Origin of the sequence: Tateyamaria omphalii, from assembly GCF_019802125.1 — a bacterium.
In the GTDB taxonomy this organism is placed as follows: domain Bacteria; phylum Pseudomonadota; class Alphaproteobacteria; order Rhodobacterales; family Rhodobacteraceae; genus Tateyamaria; species Tateyamaria omphalii_B.
Genome location: NZ_JAHVHT010000001.1, coordinates 648,207 through 666,231 on the forward strand (window position 1 = coordinate 648,207; position 18,025 = coordinate 666,231).

Annotated in this window: 17 protein-coding genes and 1 tRNA gene; 9 read left to right on the top strand and 9 right to left on the bottom strand. The window is 64.2% G+C overall.

Annotated features, from left to right (window positions below; translation table 11 throughout):
• Window positions 1-251 precede the first annotated feature (251 nt).
• Window positions 252-989, bottom strand: coding sequence for a YgfZ/GcvT domain-containing protein (locus tag KUV51_RS03170; protein ID WP_222520159.1), 738 nt, complete (start codon window positions 987-989; stop codon window positions 252-254).
• A 68-nt stretch (window positions 990-1,057) separates the two neighbouring features.
• On the opposite strand from KUV51_RS03170, the gene KUV51_RS03175 reads away from it, so the two are divergent.
• Together KUV51_RS03175 and KUV51_RS03180 are read left to right on the top strand one after the other, a co-directional pair.
• On the top strand, window positions 1,058-1,729 hold the full coding sequence (locus KUV51_RS03175; RefSeq protein WP_222520160.1) for a TIGR04283 family arsenosugar biosynthesis glycosyltransferase: 672 nt from the start codon (window positions 1,058-1,060) through the stop codon (window positions 1,727-1,729).
• A gap of 75 nt (window positions 1,730-1,804) precedes the next feature.
• Window positions 1,805-3,013 (top strand): pyridoxal-phosphate-dependent aminotransferase family protein, encoded by a 1,209-nt coding sequence (locus KUV51_RS03180; RefSeq protein ID WP_222520161.1) that lies wholly within the window; start codon window positions 1,805-1,807, stop codon window positions 3,011-3,013.
• A gap of 21 nt (window positions 3,014-3,034) precedes the next feature.
• Here the strand turns inward: KUV51_RS03180 and KUV51_RS03185 are convergent, their stop codons facing one another.
• The 3 genes from KUV51_RS03185 to KUV51_RS03195 form a co-directional block, all read right to left on the bottom strand.
• Window positions 3,035-3,772 (bottom strand): substrate-binding periplasmic protein, encoded by a 738-nt coding sequence (locus KUV51_RS03185; RefSeq protein ID WP_222520162.1) that lies wholly within the window; start codon window positions 3,770-3,772, stop codon window positions 3,035-3,037.
• A 161-nt stretch (window positions 3,773-3,933) separates the two neighbouring features.
• Window positions 3,934-4,152: a hypothetical protein gene (locus KUV51_RS03190; RefSeq protein ID WP_222520163.1), complete on the bottom strand. Its 219-nt coding sequence runs from the start codon at window positions 4,150-4,152 to the stop codon at window positions 3,934-3,936.
• 55 nt (window positions 4,153-4,207) lie between these two features.
• Window positions 4,208-5,311 (bottom strand): pyridoxal phosphate-dependent aminotransferase, encoded by a 1,104-nt coding sequence (locus KUV51_RS03195; RefSeq protein WP_222520164.1) that lies wholly within the window; start codon window positions 5,309-5,311, stop codon window positions 4,208-4,210.
• Between the two features lie 104 nt (window positions 5,312-5,415).
• Here KUV51_RS03195 and KUV51_RS03200 point away from each other — a divergent pair, with 104 nt between their 5' ends.
• From KUV51_RS03200 to KUV51_RS03220, 5 genes are all read left to right on the top strand, one after another.
• Window positions 5,416-6,210, top strand: coding sequence for a crotonase/enoyl-CoA hydratase family protein (locus tag KUV51_RS03200; protein ID WP_222520165.1), 795 nt, complete (start codon window positions 5,416-5,418; stop codon window positions 6,208-6,210).
• Window positions 6,211-6,647: 437 nt separating this feature from the next.
• Window positions 6,648-6,723, top strand: a tRNA-Gln gene (locus KUV51_RS03205).
• A 409-nt stretch (window positions 6,724-7,132) separates the two neighbouring features.
• On the top strand, window positions 7,133-8,266 hold the full coding sequence (locus KUV51_RS03210) for a slipin family protein (RefSeq protein WP_222520166.1): 1,134 nt from the start codon (window positions 7,133-7,135) through the stop codon (window positions 8,264-8,266).
• 515 nt (window positions 8,267-8,781) lie between these two features.
• Window positions 8,782-11,079, top strand: a complete 2,298-nt coding sequence (locus KUV51_RS03215) for a xanthine dehydrogenase family protein molybdopterin-binding subunit (protein ID WP_222520167.1) — start codon at window positions 8,782-8,784, stop codon at window positions 11,077-11,079.
• Window positions 11,057-12,148 (top strand): DUF2235 domain-containing protein, encoded by a 1,092-nt coding sequence (locus KUV51_RS03220; RefSeq protein WP_222520168.1) that lies wholly within the window; start codon window positions 11,057-11,059, stop codon window positions 12,146-12,148. The genes KUV51_RS03215 and KUV51_RS03220 overlap by 23 nt, the downstream gene beginning before the upstream one ends.
• A gap of 51 nt (window positions 12,149-12,199) precedes the next feature.
• Here KUV51_RS03220 and KUV51_RS03225 read toward each other — a convergent pair whose 3' ends face one another.
• On the bottom strand, window positions 12,200-12,682 hold the full coding sequence (locus KUV51_RS03225) for a PaaI family thioesterase (protein ID WP_222520169.1): 483 nt from the start codon (window positions 12,680-12,682) through the stop codon (window positions 12,200-12,202).
• 327 nt (window positions 12,683-13,009) lie between these two features.
• Window positions 13,010-13,879 (bottom strand): methylenetetrahydrofolate reductase, encoded by an 870-nt coding sequence (locus KUV51_RS03230; protein ID WP_222520170.1) that lies wholly within the window; start codon window positions 13,877-13,879, stop codon window positions 13,010-13,012.
• A gap of 86 nt (window positions 13,880-13,965) precedes the next feature.
• On the opposite strand from KUV51_RS03230, the gene KUV51_RS03235 reads away from it, so the two are divergent.
• The gene (locus KUV51_RS03235) at window positions 13,966-14,871 is read left to right on the top strand and encodes a LysR family transcriptional regulator (protein WP_222520171.1); all 906 of its coding nucleotides are present in this window, start codon (window positions 13,966-13,968) and stop codon (window positions 14,869-14,871) included.
• A 61-nt stretch (window positions 14,872-14,932) separates the two neighbouring features.
• Here KUV51_RS03235 and KUV51_RS03240 read toward each other — a convergent pair whose 3' ends face one another.
• Window positions 14,933-15,970: an NADP-dependent oxidoreductase gene (locus tag KUV51_RS03240; RefSeq protein WP_222520172.1), complete on the bottom strand. Its 1,038-nt coding sequence runs from the start codon at window positions 15,968-15,970 to the stop codon at window positions 14,933-14,935.
• Between the two features lie 110 nt (window positions 15,971-16,080).
• On the opposite strand from KUV51_RS03240, the gene KUV51_RS03245 reads away from it, so the two are divergent.
• A complete protein-coding gene (locus KUV51_RS03245; protein WP_222520173.1) occupies window positions 16,081-16,866 on the top strand; it encodes an inositol monophosphatase family protein in 786 nt (261 codons plus the stop codon).
• On the opposite strand, the gene KUV51_RS03250 is transcribed toward KUV51_RS03245, so the two are convergent.
• Complete coding sequence (locus KUV51_RS03250) at window positions 16,863-17,225, bottom strand: GFA family protein (protein WP_222520174.1); 363 nt, start codon at window positions 17,223-17,225, stop codon at window positions 16,863-16,865. The two genes, KUV51_RS03245 and KUV51_RS03250, sit on opposite strands and share 4 nt — an antisense overlap.
• The gene (locus tag KUV51_RS03255) at window positions 17,222-17,956 is read right to left on the bottom strand and encodes a rhomboid family intramembrane serine protease (protein WP_222520175.1); all 735 of its coding nucleotides are present in this window, start codon (window positions 17,954-17,956) and stop codon (window positions 17,222-17,224) included. The genes KUV51_RS03250 and KUV51_RS03255 overlap by 4 nt, the downstream gene beginning before the upstream one ends.
• Between the last annotated feature and the right edge of the window lie 69 nt (window positions 17,957-18,025).

Here is an 18,025-nt window from a genome sequence, read left to right on the forward strand (position 1 = left end):
CCAATTCCCAAAGCCTTGTGACACCCTGAGGCAGAACTGTTTTGCCAAGGTGACTGTCCTGAGACCGGCCACTGCGAAACGGCGCAAGGTCCGTAACCTGACGAGGTCAGAAGCTGAGGTGAACGTCCGCTTCGGCCTGGTCGCGACGACCGGGCCAGAGGTCAGTTTCGGCATGATCGGCCCGGCACCACGCTTCGAACCGGTGTACGAAGGGCCTTGTTCACGCGACATAGCGGAGGCGGGCCGTCGGGTCACTCGGTGCGGGTGACCGTGGCCTCGCCCGCCTGCATGTCGCCCTCGGCCCGGTCGAAGCGCAGGTAGGCGATGGCCTTGTCGCCTGCGCGCGACAGGAGCGTGCCGGCTGGTTTCTCGCCCGCCTTGATCTCGGTGCCGGGATCGGCTGCGCCCGCGACAAGAACAGGGGCCAGCCCTTTGCGCAGGGTGGTTTTGTGCTTCATCCGCGCTGTCACTTCCTGACCAACATAGCATCCCTTGCGAAAGTCGACGCCGTTGAGCGTGTCGAACCCGACCTCGAGAATGAACGTGTCCGGCGTCAGTTCGATGCCCGTTTCCGGGATCATGTGGGCCACCCGGAGCGCCGTCCAATCGGTGGTGTCGTCCGTCTGGGCCGTGTCCCGGTAGGCCCGCCAGCCCATCGCCTTGTGCCGCGGGTCCGCAAGGCCGTCCGCCGGAATGTCCCCGGTACCACGGTGCACGTGCAGGTCCGTGTCCTCGAGCATGACGTTGGCCCGCAATTTGTACATCGTCAGCCGCTGCCGCAGCATGTCCGCCTGATCGCCATGCGCGTCGAGCAAGACCGCGTCTCCGTCCGGGACAAGGAAGAAGTCCGCCATGTATTTGCCTTGCGGCGTCAAGAGGGCAGCGTAGACCAGCCCGTCCTTCAGCCCGTCCACGTCGTTGGTCACGAGCCCCTGCAGGAAGCTGTGCGTATCGGGGCCGGAGAGGCGGAAGATGTGACGGTCGGACATGTGAGTTCCTTTTGCGGACGTCCCTTGTCATATAGCAGCGCAAGGACCAATCGAAAGGGGGGCTTCGCGTGCCTGCACCTATCTCTGTCATCGTGCCGACGTTGAATGCCGAGACCACCCTGAGCGGTTGTCTGGAGGCGTTGATGGAAGGCGTCGATGCGGGGTTGATTGCTGAACTGGTGGTGAGCGACGGCGGGTCGACGGACGACACCACCACGCTCGCCGATGCGTGGGGGGCAGGGATTGTCACAGGCCCTGCGTCACGTGGAGGGCAGTTGCGCCGGGGCGTGGCAGCAGCGCGGGCCGAGTGGTTTCTGGTGATCCATGCCGATACGTGCCTTGCCCCCGGCTGGACCGAGGCTGTGGTGCCGCATCTGGCGCGGCGGGAGGCTGGCTATTTCAAACTGGGCTTCGACCGCGGTGGGCGTTTGGTTGCGGCATGGGCCAACCTGCGGGCGCGTCTGTTTGGGCTGCCCTATGGCGATCAGGGGCTGCTGATCCGGCGTGATCACTATGCGCGTGTGGGGGGGTATGCGGAGATCCCGCTGATGGAGGATGTGGCAATGTCCCGCGCGCTGCGAGGGGCATTGATGCAACTCGATGCTGTGGCCGTCACCAGAGCCGACAAGTACCGCCGTCAGGGCTGGGTCCGTCGCGGAACGCGCAATTTGTGGTCGTTGCTGCGCTATTTTGCAGGCGTCAGTCCCGACAAGCTCGCAGAGCGCTATCGCCGGTCGTGAACTGCGTTGAGGTCGATTGACGCCGCTTGGCGCGGCGCTACTGTGCGCGGGACTTCAACACGGCGGAGCGTTTCCATGACATCACCCGACAAGCATCTGGGCGGACGTGAATATCTGGCCATTCCCGGCCCTTCGGTGATGCCCGAGCCCGTGTTGCAGGCCATGCACCGCGCGGCCCCCAACATCTATGCGGGCGAGATCGTGGACATCGCCGCGAGCATCGTGCCCGACCTCAAGCGCGTGGCCCGGACGGAGGCGCATGTGGCAATGTATATTGGCAACGGCCATGCGGCGTGGGAGGCTGCGCTCGCCAATACGGTGGGCGAGGGTGACACGGTGCTTGTCCCGGCCACGGGCCGATTTGCACATGGCTGGGCCGATATGGCGGAGGGGCTTGGCGTGCAGACCCGGATCCTCGATTTCGGGAAACGCGCGCCGTGGGATATGGAGCGCATGGCCGAGGCGCTGCGCGCGGACACGGGCCACGAGATCAAGGCGGTGCTGGCCGTGCATGTGGACACCTCGACCTCGATCCGGAACGACGTGGCGGCGCTGCGCGCATTGCTGGACGAGGTGGGCCATCCTGCGCTTTTGATGGCCGACTGCATCGCGTCGTTGGGTTGTGACCGGTTCGAGATGGATGCCTGGGGCGTCGATGTGATGGTGGCGGGCTGCCAGAAGGGGTTGATGGTGCCGCCGGGCATGGCGTTCGTCTTTTTCAACGACAAGGCGGATGCGGTCCGCCGGGCCATGCCGCGGGTGAGCCGTTATTGGGACTGGTCGCCCCGTGCCAACCCGGATGAGTTTTTCATGTATTGGAACGGGACGGCGCCGACCCATCACCTGTATGGTCTGCGCACTGCGCTGGACATGATCCATACCGAGGGGATGGAGGCGATCTGGACCCGCCATGAACGGCTGGCCCGCGCCATCTGGGCCGCTTGCGATGCTTGGGGGGCGGAAGGGCCGCTGGAATTGAACGTGGCCGCGCCCGCGCGGCGCAGTTGCGCCGTGACCGCCCTGCGCCTTGAGGCGCCGCACGCCACCGCCTTGCGCGACTGGACAGAGGCGCATTTGGGCCTGACCCTCGGCATCGGGCTGGGCATGGCACCGCCGGGTGATCCGGCTTGGCACGGATTTTTCCGGCTGGGTCATATGGGCCATGTGAACGGGCACATGATCATGGGCCTCTTGGGCGGGATCGAAGCAGGGCTGACCGCGCTTGGCGTGCCGCATGGGCGGGATGCGCTGGGGACCGCTGCGGCCGAGATTGCAAGGGTTTAGCCTGTGCCTGCCCTGCCTGCGCTAATGCGCGGACGCTTGGTAGCGCTGCAGCAAGCGGGCAAGGGTCCCATCGTTGCGCATGGCGTTGATTGCGGTTTGATAGGCGCGGCGGGTGTCATCCGGCAGGGCCGGGCTGGCCACCAGGAAGACCGGGATGTCGCGGATGGAGCTGCCGACCGAAAGGGCGGTGTCCATATCCAGCATGGACCAGGTCATGCGCATCATGTCTTCGGTCAGGAGCCATGCATCGGCCCGCCCGGACGCGAGCATGTTGGCGCTGGCCTGCGGTGAGCGTGTGTATTGGAGGTTGTCGAACCCAAGCTGCGACAGAACCTGTTCTGACGTCGTGCCCCGTTCAACGACGATGGCCGATAAATCGCGCGCCTGTTCGATAGTGTCGACGCGGTTGGAGAGGCTGGCAAAGCTGAGGCCCGTGCGGTGGTATTCGACCACCCACAGGATCTGGTCGTCATGCGCCTTGCCCTTGAACAGCGCGGGCATCAGCGTGGCGTCGTCCGTCAAAATCTCGTGCACCGCCCGTTGGAAGGGCAGGAACTGCAGGTCGATGCTGCGCCCTGCGCGGCGGGCGGCCTCCTGCAGGACGTCGATGGCGTATCCGGGGCGGCCCGGGGCCCCGTCGATCATGAGCGGCGGGTAGTGGGCGGCCACAACCCGGTCCACATGCGTCTGCTGCGCGTGCAGCGCCTGTGCGATCATGAGGAGCGCCGCGAGGCAGACGGTCAGGGCAGAGGGTTTCACGTTGTCATCACCGGTTGCGTCATTCTCAAGCGCGCCGGACGGATGTCTTTGCCATCTTCTGCAAGACCATCGGCGCCTTCCGTGTCCGACAACATCGGCGGACCCTAAGGGGTTCCGATTTATGAAATGTTAAAGGCAGGCGTTGGGTCAGCGGGCCGCAACTAGAACGATTTGCCGCGCCGGATGGAGGCCTCTTGCCGTGCGGCGGCCCAGACCTTGCCCCGTTCGATCAGGTGGTTCACACCGAGCCCCAGCAGCATGGCCGCAATCAGGCCCCAGATCGCCCAGATTGCAACCAGGATCCACGTGATGTTGACACCGAACATCACGATGCAGGCTTTGGTATAGTTTGGCGCGGTTCCGGTGTGGTGATCGTCCATGGCGAAGCCTGAGAGCGTTGAGTGTCGGTTGACTATAGCCCTCCGGTTGCGCCTGTCAGCCCCTGTTGGCGTCTTCCAGCGCAAGGGGCAGGGCGGCGGCGAAGGCGTCGAGGTTGGACGGGGTACCGCAGCTGACGCGGATGCAGCGGTTTTGCGGTGCGGCGAAGGGCATACGGACAAAGATGCCGCGTGCGATCAGCCCATCGAGCACCGCCTTGGCAAAGGTGCCGTCGCGGCCGCAGTCGATGGCGACGAAGTTGGTGGCCGAGGGGAGGGTGGTGAGCCCGTTGGCGCGGGCGATGTCGTCGATCCGGGTGCGGGCTGTGGCGATTTGGGCCACGGTTTTTGCGAGGTATGTCTGATCGTTGAGAGCTGCGAGCGCGCCCGCCTGTGCGGCGCGGTTCATGCCGAAATGGTTGCGCACCTTGTTGAAGGCGTCGATCAGCGGTGCGGCTCCGATGGCGTAGCCGACCCGTGCGCCTGCCATGCCGTAGGCTTTGGAAAACGTGCGCGTCCGGATCACACGGGGGTCGTTTGCGTCGAGTTCGGGCGCGGTGCCTGTCGGGGCACAGTCGATATAGGCTTCATCCAGCACCAGCACGGTGCCTTCGGGCAGCCGGCCGAGCGCTTTCGTCAGCGTTTCCCCGTCATGCCACGTGCCCATGGGATTATCCGGGTTGGCGAGGTAGACGAGCTTGGCTTGCGTCTCTGCCGCCTTGGCGAAGAGGGCGGCGGGGTCTTCGTGGTCGTCGGCGTAGGGGACGGTGTGGAGCGTGCCGCCGAAGCCCGCGACGTGGTAGTTGAAGGTGGGGTAGGCGCCGAGGGATGTCACCACGTGATCGCCGGGGCCGACGAAGAGGCGGGCGAGGTAGCCGAGCAGGCCGTCGATGCCTTCGCCCACCATGATGTTGGCTGGGTCTATGTCGTGATGGGCGGCAAGTGCCTGGCGTAGTTCATGATTTTCGGGGTCGCCGTATTTCCAGATGTCCGATTGCGCCATGGCTTCGGCGACCTTTGGGGAGGGGCCGAAGATGCTTTCGTTGGCGCCGAGGCGGGCCTTGAAGGGGGCATTGCGCGCGCGTTCCTGGGCTTCGGGGCCGACGAAAGGGACGGTCGAGGGGAGGCTGGCGGCGAGCGGTGTGAGGCGGAGGTCTGTCATGGCTGGAAGGGGTAGCGTGGGCGCTGGTCAGGGGCAATGCCCTTACGTTTTGCTGGTGTGCCGCGATGCTTTCGGTTTGGGTGGGCGCAAAGAGGAGAGCCCCCATGTCTGACCGCGTTTCCGTCACCTACGACAACCACATCGCCCATGTGCGCCTGACCCGCGCGGACAAGATGAATGCGGTCGATCAGGCGATGATTGATGCGATCATTGCCGCGGGCTTGGAAGTGGCCGAGAGCAAGGCGCGGGTGTGCGTGATCTCGGGCGAGGGCAAAGGGTTTTGTGCGGGCATTGATGTGGGTGGTTTGGGGGCGATGATTGGTAAGGATTCCAATGAGTTGCTGATGCCGCGTACCCATGGGGAGGGCACGACGAACCAGTGGCAGGAGGTCGCCATGGTGTGGGCCCGCTGCCCGATGCCGGTGATTGCTGCCGTGCATGGGGTGTGCTTTGGCGCAGGCATGCAGCTGGCGCTGGGTGCGGATATTCGGATTGCGGCGCGGGATGCGCGCTTTGCCGTGATGGAGATGAAGTGGGGGATCGTGCCGGATATGGGTGGAATGGTGCTGTTGCCTCGGTTGGTGCGGTCGGATGTGCTGCGCAAGCTGACCTACACGGCTGATCCGATTTCTGCAGAGAAAGCAGAGGCTTGGGGGTTGGTGACGGAACTGGCTGATGATCCGGTGGCGGCGGCGATGGAACTGGCGGAGGCGTTGACGTTGAAGTCGCCATCGGCCCTGCGGGCCGCCAAGGCGTTGATTGGCTATGCAGAAATGCACGGGGCCGATGAGGTGCTGTTGGAGGAGAGCCGGGTGCAGGCCGAATTGATCGGCACGGCGGAGCAGATGGAGGTTGTTGCGGCGCAGATCCAGAAGCGGGCGCCAGTGTTCGAGGGGTGAGTCGCGGTGCGCGTTTACCTTGTTTTCATAGAGATTGAGGGCCGGTGACAGGGTGTCACCCCCCGTGCACCATGTGTGCACCCCCTGTGCACCCCCATCGGGCGCTGGGGCAGGTGTTAACGCAACGCGCGGTGTTCGGATTTTGGCGCAACTTCCTGTCCGCAGCGGGGCATAGAGTGCCGCTTGCAAGGGTGTTGTCTGCTTCTTGCCTTTTCATTTATTGCGCAAGTGCGCAATATTGTTGCGCGGGCGCCACAGGGCTGCCGCTGCGTAAACTCCGCCGTTGATCGAATCCCGCACCCCGCAGATACAGCGCCTCCCGACAGATCAGGTCGGACCCTAGCGGCAAGAGGTGATCACTCTTCCGGTGCGGGCGGCGCTGCCGACCTCGTATGCCAGGGCCGGGCTGACCAAGGGACGTGGTTTGGGTCCACGCACGATGTGTAGCTCAATCGGTAGAGCATCAGATTTTGATTCTGAGTGTCGCGGGTTCGAGTCCCGCCACAACGACCATGGGTAAAGTGGAAACACTTTGGGTTCGACTCCCATAGGGGCCTGCAAGGCTTCACCATTTTTGGATCCGGGGTTGCCCCAGCAGGGGTGGACCTCGCGGTTTGGTCGCTTCGGCGGTCATGCCAAAGGGTCCGCACCTGCTCTGACCGGTGGTCGGGCATGGGACTGACGGCGCGCGGGTGCCGGTCCGGGCCGGGTGGATTTCGATCTTCCCCATGCCCCGACCGGTGGTCAGACGCCCTCTCGCCCCGGCCCCACCTGCGGTTTCGGCGCGGGGCGATCCCGGGTCTTTTCTGCCCTTCGCGGGGCGTCACACCTGTCAGCCGTTCTGGCTGCAACCCTCTGAAAACCAAAAAGGAGTTCGCGCTTTGCGACGACGATGATCCGAAAGATATGAAGGAGAGACGACATGACATTGATAGATTTTGTGATGGGTCGGCGGATGCTGACCCTGACGGAAACCGAGCGGGCGCTGGTGATGCGCAAGGGCCGGTTTGATACCATTCTGGGCCCCGGACGGCACGGTATTGCGCGGCGCAATACGGACGTTCTGGTGTTCGACATGTCGGACCCTCATTTCAAGTCGGACTACATCGACGCGCTTGTGAAAACGCGGCCCGATCTGGTCGAGGCGCATTTGACGCAAGTGCGGACCAGTGCGGACGAAGTGGCGATCCTGAACAGGGATGGTCGGGCGTTCGAGGTGGTGACACCGGATCACCGGACCTTTGTCTGGAGTGATGCGGGGCCATGGACGGTCGATCGGATTGATCTGTCGGACGGGCACGAGGTGCCTGTAGCTTTGGCCCAGCGGCTGATGCGGTCGGGTCTGACCCGGGCGCTGACCTCGACCGAGGTGCCTGCCGGTCACGTGGGCATCCTGTCGGTGGACGGGGTGGTCACGCGGCGGGTCGCGTCGGGCACGCACTGGTTCTGGATGCTGGGTCGGAAGCACCTGATCAAGCTGGTGGACACGCGGTGGCAGGCCCATGAGGTTGGCGGCCAGGAGATCCTGACGCGCGACCGGGTGTCGCTGCGGGTGAACCTGTCGGCTGATTACCGGGTGACCGATCCCATGCGGGCGGTGGCCGAGGCCAAGGACTTTGTCGGCGCGCTGCACCTGTCGTTGCAGTTGGCGTTCCGGAAAACCCTTGGGGCGCTGACGCTGGATGAGGTTCTGGCCGACAAGGTGTCGGTGAGTGCCGAGGCGGCGGCCGGGGTTCGGTCGGAGATGGCGGGGCTTGGCATCGAGGTGGGGGAGATTGCGCTCAAAGACGTGATCCTGCCCGGCGAGATGCGGGACATCCTGAACCAGGTGGTCGCGGCCCAGAAGGAGGCCGAGGCCAACGTGATCCGGCGGCGGGAGGAAACGAACGCCACGCGGTCGCTGCTGAACACGGCCAAGGTGATGGCGGAGAACCCCGTCATGCTGCGGCTGAAAGAGCTGGAAGCGCTGGAGACGATTGCCGGCAAGGTCGAGCGGCTGACCGTGCACAACGGGGCCGAGGGGCTGATGCGGGACATCGTCCGGCTGCAGGACTGAAGCGAAGGGCCGATCCGGTTTTGTCGGGTCGGCCCGTTTTCTTGCGGACGCGCGATGCGCGACGTCATTTTTGGGGGGCTCTGCCCCCGCGCGTGCCGCGCTCCCCCGTCGTATCTTCAGTCAGAAGAAGGGTATGGGCCTTGTCCCTTTTACAGACAGGAGTGCGGGAGGCGCGCCGTGGTGTCGGGGCGGTGGAGCGGTGACTGGTTTTGCGGTGGGTGAGGCCTGGTGGGGTGCTGCCTTCTCCTCTTCGTGTGCTGCCTATGCGTTTTGGGCTGGCGCGGGCCAGAGGGTGTTCCGCGTGACGGCAGCGGAAAGCCGATCAAGGGGTGGGGTTTGGCGGTCCTTGATTGCAGCCCGTCCCGTGTTGTTGCGCGGATCCGATTGTCGGATTGCAGGATGAAGCGAGGACGGGTCGCAGCAGCAGCAATCGGGTCGCTTTCGTGTCTGGACACCGGGCGCGTGCGCGATACCTTCGCGCATGACGATGTCCGCAGGCAGACAGGAGTGTACCCATGGAAAAGTTCGGCAAATCCCAACCCGTGAAACGCCGCGAGGACGTACGCTTTCTGACCGGTGAGGGTCGGTATGTGGATGACATTGCGCCTGCGAATGCGTTGCAGTCGTTCGTGTTTCGGTCGCCTGTGGCCCATGCGGTGATCACCGAGCTGGACGTGGGCGATGCGCGTGAGGCTGAGGGGGTGCACGGGGTCTATACTCTGGCCGATCTGGAGGCCGCCGGTCTGAATGTCGCCATGCAGGGGGTGACTGTGAAGAACCGGGATGGGTCGGATGGTGCGGCACCCGAGCGCCCCATTCTGGCGCGGGATCGGCTGCGCTTTGTCGGTGAGCCTGTCGCCGTCATCGTGGCTGAGACGCTGGCGCAGGCGCGGGATGCGGCTGAGTTGATCATGCTTGATTACGACGATCTGCCGGCCAAGATGGATATGGCCTCGGGTGGTGAGACTGTGCACGCCGAAGCGCCCGATAACGTGGCCTATGACTGGCATATGGGCGATGAGGCGGCGACGCAGGCGGCCTTTGACACCGCAGCGCGGGTTGTGTCGCTGGATGTGGGTGACAACCGCATCATCGTGAATTCGATGGAGCCGCGTGGGTGCTACGCCGAGCCCGAGGGCGACCGGCTGCATGTTGCCATCAACGGGCAGGGCGTTTGGGGCCCCAAGGATCAATTGGCGAAGGCCCTGAACATGCCTGCAGACGATGTTCGTGTGACGAACCCCGACACCGGTGGTGGGTTCGGCATGAAGGGGATGATGTACCCTGAGTATTTCGTGGTGGCCCATGCGGCCCGCGCGCTGAAACGCCCCGTGCGCTGGATGTCGGAGCGGACCGAGGCGATGCTGTCGGACAACGCGGGCCGCGATCTGACCTCGCTGACCGAGCTGGCCTTTGATGAGAACCATCGCATCATCGGCTACCGCGTGTTTACCGAGGCCAATATGGGGGCCTACAACTCGCAATATGCGCAGGCGATCCAGACGCAGTTGTTCAGCCGGGTGCTGACCGGGGTCTATGACATGCCCGCCGCGTATTTGCGGTCGGTCGGGTACTTCACCAACACCACGCAGGTTGATGCCTATCGCGGGGCCGGGCGGCCTGAGGCGATTTACATTCTTGAACGCGCCATGGACCGGGCGGCGCGTGAGCTGGGCGTGGACCCGCTGGAGCTGCGCCGCATCAACTTCATCAAGCCGGATCAGTTTCCGTACAAGACGCTGGTCGACGAAACCTATGACGTGGGGGATTTCGACAAGGTGTTGACCCGCGCCGAGGCGGAGGCGGATATCCCCGGCTTTGCCGCGCGCAAAGCCGCCGATGCCGCCGAGGGCCGTATGCGGGGCCTGGGCCTGTGTTACTATATCGAAAGCATTTTGGGTGATCCTGCCGAGAGTGCGAAGGTTGAGTTTACGGATGAGGGCCGTGTGAACATCTATGTCGGCACCCAATCGAACGGGCAGGGGCATGAGACGGTTTATGCCCAGTTCCTGGCGGATCAGACGGGGATTCCGGTTGAGATGATCGACGTGGTGCAGGGTGATAGCGACCGCATCAAGCAGGGCGGCGGCACGGGCGGGTCGCGGTCCGTGACTGTGCAGAACACGGCGACTTTGGCCACCGTGTCGGCGATGACTGACGCGTTTGTGGCGTTTCTGAGCGAGGAAGAGGGGGTGCCGGCCTCTGACATCGCCTTTGATGATGAACAATTCCGGATCGAGGGTTCGAACATGACGCCGACGATGCTGGAAGTCGCTGACATGGCCCGCGAGAGGGGTCGAGACGACCTGTTGGTTCATGAACAGCGCACCAAGCTGGAGGCGCGCAGCTTCCCCAATGGCTGTCATGTTTCAGAAGTCGTGATCGATCCGGAGACGGGTGTTGTCACCGTGGATCGCTATGCGATCGTCGATGATTTTGGCAATCTTATCAACCCGATGTTGGCCGAAGGTCAGGTACATGGCGGCGTCGTGCAGGGCATTGGGCAGGCGCTGACGGAGCATGTTCAGTTCGATGAGGACGGCCAATTGCTCACGGCAACGTTCATGGACTATGCCTTGCCCCGGGCCGACGACGTTCCCTACATCGAATTCACGTCCGAACCGGTTCCGTCCACCGCCAATGTCATGGGCATGAAGGGCTGTGGCGAGGCTGGCACGGTCGGAGCATTGGCGGCGGTGTCCAATGCGGTGCAGGATGCGCTGTGGGAGCACGGCGTGCGGCAGGCGGACATGCCATTCACACCGATGAAAGTTTGGGACTTGATGAGGGATGCTCGGATCGCGGCTGAATAACGCCATTGCGCACTGGCTGCGCCGCCGCTTTGGTGCGGGTCTGCCGCAGGTGGACCCTCCGGCGCGTGGGCAGACGATCCATGTCATCATCATTGATGGCACGATGTCGACCCTTGAGCCCGGGGACGAGACCAATGCCGGGCTGACCGCCAAGCTGCTGGAAGAGATGGGCAGCGCGGTGTCGCTTTACTATGAGCCGGGCCTGCAGTGGTCGCATTGGCGGAAGGCGGGCGACGTGATCTTTGGTCGGGGGATCAACCGGCAGATCCGGCGGGCCTATGGCTATCTTGCGTCCCGGTATCGGCCTGGCGACAAGGTGTTTCTGCTGGGCTATTCGCGGGGTGCCTATGCAGTGCGGTCGTTGGCGGGGATCATTGATCGTGTCGGACTGTTGAAGCCCGAGGCCGCGACCGAGCGTAATATCCGAGATGTCTATCGCCATTACGAGTGCAGCCCGGATGGGGATGCCGCTCGTATCTTCGTGCGCAACAATTGCCATGCTTCGGTCGAGATCGAGATGATCGGGGTATGGGATACGGTCAAGGCGCTGGGCCTGAACATGCCATTCCTGTGGCGGTTGAGCGCGCCGCGCCATGCGTTTCACAACCATCAGCTGGGCAAGTCGGTGAAGCATGGATTTCATGCCGTCGCCCGGAACGAGACGCGCGTCGCCTATGCCCCGGTGATGTGGGACACGACCGCCGATTGGGACGGGCATCTGGTGCAGATGTGGTTCCGGGGCGTGCATGGAGATGTGGGCGGGCATCTGTCGGGGCGGCGCGCGTCCCGTCCTTTGGCCAATATTCCGCTGGTCTGGATGCTGGAGCAGGCGGAGCGCTGTGGGCTGCCCTTGCCCGAGGGCTGGGCGTCGCGGTTTGTGCAGGATGCAAGCGCGCCGTCGATGGGGACGTTTGTCGGGATGGGCAAATGGTTCGTGACGCGGCGGCCCCGCCTGGTGGGCGTAGATCCGTCCGAGCGGGTGCATCCCACCGTCGCACAGGCCCCGCCGCCGCGATCCTGGTCGGAATGGGTGGCGGATTTGCGTGGGACGGGTGCGGACGCTCTTTGACCCGATGGGTCAAATTCGCCCCGCCCGCCGTCCCATAAACACTGCTGCGTTTCAGCGCAGCTTCATGATGATGCAGGTTGTTGAGCCCGTGGCATAGAGTTTGCCGTCGTCGACCCCCCGGATTTCGCCCGTGGCGACCCCTGTGCTGCGCCCGGCGTGGTCGACGCGGCCAATGCAGGCGATTTCCATCCCGAGTGGGATGCCGCGGGTGATGTTGATCTTGTATTCCAGCGTTGTGTAGACGGACCCGGCAGGCACTTTGGTCATCACGGCGCAGGCCATGGCGCTGTCCAGCAATGTGCCGTACCAGCCGCCATGTACGGTGCCCATTGGGTTGGTCACGTCGAATTCGGGTGTGCCGCGGAAGGTGATCTCGCCGTCCTTGACCGCGTGAAGTGCGTAGCCGAGCGTGTGTCCAATGGGTGGACCGGGGACTGTTCCGTCGAGGATGCCCTGCATGAAGGCGAGGCCGGACATGGACAAGAGTTCGTCCTGGCTGGGCAGGTCGGCCATGGTTTGGGCGAGGCGGGGCATGGGCGTCTCCGGGTTTGTTGCCGGGACGGTAGTGGGATCAGACCGATTGGTCTAGTGGGAAGTTGTGGAGGGGGGCCAGCCCCCGCGGCCGCGCCGCTCCCCCGGGTTTTTTCGAAACAGGGAAGTCGGACCGGCTCGTGAAGCGGCGAATGCCGTGGGACGGATCAGCAAAGGCCTCAGTGGGTGATTACCCGGTGAAGAGGTGGCGTTGCAGTCGCGAAGTGTTATGCGATGCTCCGGGAGAGCCGGAATAGGCCTGCATTTTCAGGGTCCGGTGACCGCGCCGCCCTGCGCAGCTGGTGTGGCAGACTGTCCGGTGCCGTCTGTCTAGGCGACGTTGCGCATTTGGGTGGGGCGGACGAGGCCCAGGGCGCGGCAGACCTTGAGGGTCAGGTCGGGGCGGTTGAGCGTGTAGAAGTGCAGCTTGTCGACGCCTTCGGTGATGAGGGTGTCACAGAGGTCGGCGCAGTGGGTCAGGGCGAAGAGCTGGGCCCGATCCTCGCGATCCGCCCGGTCGAAGGCGGTTGCGGTGGCCGCGGGGATGTAGGCGCCGCAGGTGTCTGCGAATTTGCGGGCGCGGGTCCAGTTGGCGACGGGGAAGATGCCGGGCGTGATGGGGGCAGTGACCCCGGCGGCGGCGCAGGCGTCACGGAAGCGCAGGAAGCTGTCGGCTTCGAAGAAGAATTGGGTGATGGCCTCGGACGCGCCTGCGTCGAGTTTGGCCTTGAGCCAGTCGATGTTTTGTTGGGTTGAGGCGGCGTCCGGGTGGCTGTCGGGGTAGGCGCCGACGCGGATGGTGAAGCCGCCCATGTCGGCGAGGGCGCGGATCAGGTCGATGCTGTTGGCAAAGCCGTCCGGGTGCGCCTCGAACGCGCCGCCGCCGGGGGCGTCGCCGCGCAGGGCCACGATGTCCTTGACCCCGCTCTTGGCGTAGCGCTGGGCGGTGGCCAACACATCCTCGCGGCTTTGACCGGTGCATGTGAGGTGCGCGGCGACCGGCAGGCCGGAGGTCTTGCGCAGGGTTTGCGCAGCTTCCTGTGTCAGTGATTGGGTCGTGCCGCCTGCGCCATAGGTCACGGAGACGAAACGCGGGTTCAGGGGGGCGAGCGCCTGAACCGTGTCCCAGAGGTGGAAGGACGCGTCGAGCGACTTCGGTGGGAAGGTTTCGAATGACAACGCGACGTCGGGTGTGGGCATGGGGGGCTCCTTTGGGCTTGTTGCAGGATGCCCTGCTGCGTATCTTGAGGCAAATTCATAACTCTCAACATGAACATGAGTTCTGTATGCATATCGAGTTTCGCCATCTGCGCACGATCAAGGCCATCCACGAGGCGGGTGGCTTGGCCCGTGCGGCCGATCAGTTGCACATCACCCAGTCTGCGCTGAGCCACCAGATCAAGGGGCTGGAGGATCAGGCAGGTGTAGAGCTGTTCGTGCGTCGGTCGAAACCGCTGAAGCTGTCCGCTGCCGGGCTGCGGCTGTTGCGGCTGGCGGAGCAGGTGTTGCCCCAGGTGGAGGCGGCAGCGGCAGAGTTTTCGGCCTTGCGCGATGGCTCGTCCGGGCGGCTGCACATTGCCATCGAGTGCCACGCCTGTTTCGAGTGGCTGTTTCCTGTCCTGGAGATGTTTCGCAAGAGCTGGCCGGATGTGGATGTGGATATTCGCCCCGGCCTTGCCTTTGACGCGCTGCCTGCGCTGATGAAAGAGGAGGTGGATCTGGTGGTGTCCTCGGACCCTGAGGATTTGCCGGGTGTGACCTTTGTCGAACTCTTTGATTATGCGCCGGTTTTTGTGGCGGCGTCGACCCATCCGCTGGCGCAGAAGCCTTATGTGGAGGCGGCGGATTTTCGAGATCAGACGTTGATTACGTATCCGGTGGAGCGGACGCGGCTGGATGTGTTCAGCCAGTTGCTGATCCCGGCCAAGGTGGAACCTGCGGCGGTGCGGCAGGCGGAGTTGACGGCGGTGATCTTGTTGCTGGTGGCGTCGAACAGGGGGGTGTCGGTGCTGCCCGACTGGGTGGTGCGTGAGGTGAAGTATTCGAGTGATTATGTGACCCGGCCGTTGACGGCACAGGGCCTTACCCGGCGGCTCTATGCCGCTGTGCGGGATGATGATCTGGGTAAGCCGTATATGGACAAGTTGCTGGATCTGGCGCGGGTCGAGGCGCGGAAGTTGCAGGCGGCGTGAGGTCGGGGGCGGCTCTGTTTGCCTTTGGCAAATGCGCCCGCCCGCCGACCCAGTCGCGGCGTCACACCACCTTTACGATCTGTTTGCCGACGTTTTTGCCTTCGAGCAGGCCCATGAACGCTTTGGGCGCGTTCTCCAGTCCTTCGGCGATGTCTTCGACCACTTTGATCTCTCCGCTCAGGACCTTGGGCGCGACTTCGCCGAGGAAGGTTGGGAAGCGGTCCCAGTGGTTGGAGATGATGAAGCCGTTGACCGACAGGAACTTGACCAGGATGGGGCGCCAGAGGGCGGGGGCCGAGAGCGGTGTGTCGGCGCCTGCGCCGAGGCCACCGGCGTTGTACCATGAGATCATGCCGCAGACCGGGATGCGCCCATGGGGGGTCATCAGCGGCATGACGGCTTCCAGCACCTTGCCGCCGACGTTTTCGAAGTAGATGTCGATGCCGTCCGGGCATGCGTCCTTGAGTGCTGCGCGGAGGGATTTTGCATCGGCATGGGCGCGGTGGTCGATGCAGGCGTCGAAGCCGAAGGTGTCGGTGGCTAGCGCGCATTTGTCCGCGCCGCCCGCGATGCCGACCGTGCGCAGGCCGAGTGACTTTGCCAGCTGGCCGACCATGGAGCCAACAGGGCCTGTGGCAGCGGCCACGACCAGTGTTTCGCCGGATTTGGGCCGTCCGTACTCCATCAGCCCGTGCCAGCCGGTGAAGCCCGGCATACCCAGCACGCCAAGGGCCGCCGTGACGGGGCCAGCGTTCGGGTCGAGTTTGCGCAGCATTTTGGCATCTGCCACGGCGTGGGTGGCCCAGCCGAGCATACCGAAGACCATGTCGCCGGGTGCAAAGCCGTCCGCGTTGGAGGTCAGCACTTCGCCCACGCCGCCGCCTTCCATCGTGCCGCCGACGGGCAGGGGGGCGGCATAGGATTTGGCATCGTCCATGCGGCCGCGCATGTAGGGATCGAGCGACATGTAATGGACGCGGACCAATACTTCGCCTTTGCCCGGCGTCGGAACGGGGGCCGTTTCGAGCGAGAAGTTGTCGGGCGTGGGCGCGCCGGTGGGGCGGCTGGCGAGGGTGATGTGCTGCATCTGGTCTGACATGGTTGTCCTTTCTCGTTTGGCGGGAACTGAACAGGTCTGTCCCCCCTTGGCAACCGTGTAGCACGCAGCTATAGCGCGCCCTTGATCTTTCCCATCCCCGGAGCATCCCGATGCAAGGCAGCGCAAATCTCAACATCATGATGAAGGCCGCGCGCAAGGCGGGCCGGTCGCTGGTCAAGGACTTCCGCGAGGTGGAGAACCTGCAGGTGTCGATGAAGGGGGCCGGTGACTTTGTGTCGAAGGCCGATCTGGCTGCCGAGGAGATACTGAAGGAAGAGTTGCGCACGGCCCGGCCCAACTATGGCTGGCTGGCCGAGGAAGGCGGCGAGGAAGAGGGTGAAGACCCGACCCGCCGCTGGATCGTGGACCCGCTGGACGGCACCACGAACTTTCTGCACGGGCTGCCGCATTGGGCTGTCTCCATCGCGCTGGAGCATAAGGGGCAGATTGTGGCGGGCGTTGTCTATGACGCCGCCAAGGACGAGATGTTCTTTGCCGAGAAGGGCAGTGGTGCATTTATGAACGACAGTCGCTTGCGGGTGTCGGGGCGGCGGCAGTTGATCGAGTGTGTCTTTGCTACGGGCCTGCCTTTTGGTGGGCGGTCGGATTTGCCGGAGACTCTGAAAGAGCTGGCGCGGTTGATGCCGACCTGTGCCGGTGTGCGGCGCTTCGGGTCGGCGGCGCTGGATTTGGCCTATGTCGCAGCGGGTCGCTATGACGGGTACTGGGAACGGCGTTTGAATGCCTGGGACATTGCTGCCGGGTCGCTGATTGTCCGGGAAGCCGGTGGGTTGGTTGAGCCGCTGACCGAGGGCGGCAGCATTCTCGACGATGGCGAGATCATCTGTGCCAACGAGAACATGTTTTCTCAGCTGGCGAAGATCATCCGCACCTAGGGTTTCGCATCCGAGGGGTGGTTGACGCCGTCATGCCAGGGCATAGGTTCGTGCTCGGCCGGGTTCACGCCCTCGAGCGCGCCCATGTTCACGCCAATCTCGTCGGGGTTTGAACGGCGGTTGTGGTACATGTAGATGCCGCAGATGCTGCAGAAGTGATGCTTGGCCGTGTTGGTGCCCCATTGGTAGCGCGTGAGTTTGTCGGCACCCTGGAGGATTTTGACGCCGTCCTTGGGGGCCGTGACCGCAGGGGCCGCGCGGCGGCGGCAGAAGGAGCAGTCGCAGCGGGCGGCGGTTGCGAGACCGTCGGTGAGTGTGACGTCGAGCACGACGGCGCCGCAGTGGCAGGTGGCTTTCATCGTCTGACCTTTGGGATGCGAGAGGTGGAATAGCGTGCCTCGGGGTGGGGCGGGTGCCCGTCGGTGCGCCGCCAGAAGCCAGGCCCGCCGAGCCGCAGCCACAGCGGGATTGTAAGCAGGACGCCAGCCACGAACCCGCCCGCGTGGGCCCAGTAGGCGACGCCGCCCGCGTTGGGGTCGCTGCCCACGCCGCCGATGAACTGCATCCCGAACCAGAGCGCCAGCATGATCCAGGCCGGGATCGGGAAGACCCGGAAGATGATGATCAGGATCAGCAGAATGTCGATCCGTGCCTTCGGAAAGAGCAGGAGGTAGGCACCCATGACCCCTGCGATGGCGCCGGAGGCTCCGACGACCGGGACCACTGATCCGGGGGCGGACAGGATGTGGATCAAACCTGCGGCCAGACCGCTGGCGAGGTAGAAGCCGAGGAATTTGCCGTGCCCCATCTCGTCTTCGACATTGTCTCCGAAAATGTAGAGGAAGAGCATGTTGCCGCCGAGGTGCAGCCAGCCGCCGTGGAGGAACATGGAGGTCAGGAGCGTGAGGGCGCCGTCACCCGTCACGATCCGGGCGGGGATCGCGGCGTAATCGAAGAAGAAGCGGCTGAGGGCGCGTTCGTCCGAGAACAGGCCAACATAGCTGAGGAACACCAGGATGTTCACGGCCATCAGTGCGTAGGTGACGTAGGGCGTGCGGCCCGATGGGTTGTGATCACGGATCGGAAACATGAGCCGACACTTGGCTGGCGCGGGGCCGGGGTCAAGGGGCGTGCCGGAAACCGACCCGGTTTCCGGTCC

What these genes read in the sequence shown, in the direction of transcription:
- KUV51_RS03180 (WP_222520161.1), top strand. Translation starts at nt 1,805, where the DNA reads ATGACATCACCCGACAAGCATCTGGGCGGACGTGAATATCTGGCCATT.
- KUV51_RS03235 (WP_222520171.1), top strand. Translation starts at nt 13,966, where the DNA reads ATGCATATCGAGTTTCGCCATCTGCGCACGATCAAGGCCATCCACGAG.
- KUV51_RS03220 (WP_222520168.1), top strand. Translation starts at nt 11,057, where the DNA reads ATGCTCGGATCGCGGCTGAATAACGCCATTGCGCACTGGCTGCGCCGC.
- KUV51_RS03240 (WP_222520172.1), bottom strand. Translation starts at nt 15,970, where the DNA reads ATGTCAGACCAGATGCAGCACATCACCCTCGCCAGCCGCCCCACCGGC.
- KUV51_RS03195 (WP_222520164.1), bottom strand. Translation starts at nt 5,311, where the DNA reads ATGACAGACCTCCGCCTCACACCGCTCGCCGCCAGCCTCCCCTCGACC.
- KUV51_RS03200 (WP_222520165.1), top strand. Translation starts at nt 5,416, where the DNA reads ATGTCTGACCGCGTTTCCGTCACCTACGACAACCACATCGCCCATGTG.
- KUV51_RS03170 (WP_222520159.1), bottom strand. Translation starts at nt 989, where the DNA reads ATGTCCGACCGTCACATCTTCCGCCTCTCCGGCCCCGATACGCACAGC.
- KUV51_RS03210 (WP_222520166.1), top strand. Translation starts at nt 7,133, where the DNA reads ATGACATTGATAGATTTTGTGATGGGTCGGCGGATGCTGACCCTGACG.
- KUV51_RS03245 (WP_222520173.1), top strand. Translation starts at nt 16,081, where the DNA reads ATGCAAGGCAGCGCAAATCTCAACATCATGATGAAGGCCGCGCGCAAG.
- KUV51_RS03230 (WP_222520170.1), bottom strand. Translation starts at nt 13,879, where the DNA reads ATGCCCACACCCGACGTCGCGTTGTCATTCGAAACCTTCCCACCGAAG.
- KUV51_RS03215 (WP_222520167.1), top strand. Translation starts at nt 8,782, where the DNA reads ATGGAAAAGTTCGGCAAATCCCAACCCGTGAAACGCCGCGAGGACGTA.
- KUV51_RS03190 (WP_222520163.1), bottom strand. Translation starts at nt 4,152, where the DNA reads ATGGACGATCACCACACCGGAACCGCGCCAAACTATACCAAAGCCTGC.
- KUV51_RS03225 (WP_222520169.1), bottom strand. Translation starts at nt 12,682, where the DNA reads ATGCCCCGCCTCGCCCAAACCATGGCCGACCTGCCCAGCCAGGACGAA.
- KUV51_RS03255 (WP_222520175.1), bottom strand. Translation starts at nt 17,956, where the DNA reads ATGTTTCCGATCCGTGATCACAACCCATCGGGCCGCACGCCCTACGTC.
- KUV51_RS03250 (WP_222520174.1), bottom strand. Translation starts at nt 17,225, where the DNA reads ATGAAAGCCACCTGCCACTGCGGCGCCGTCGTGCTCGACGTCACACTC.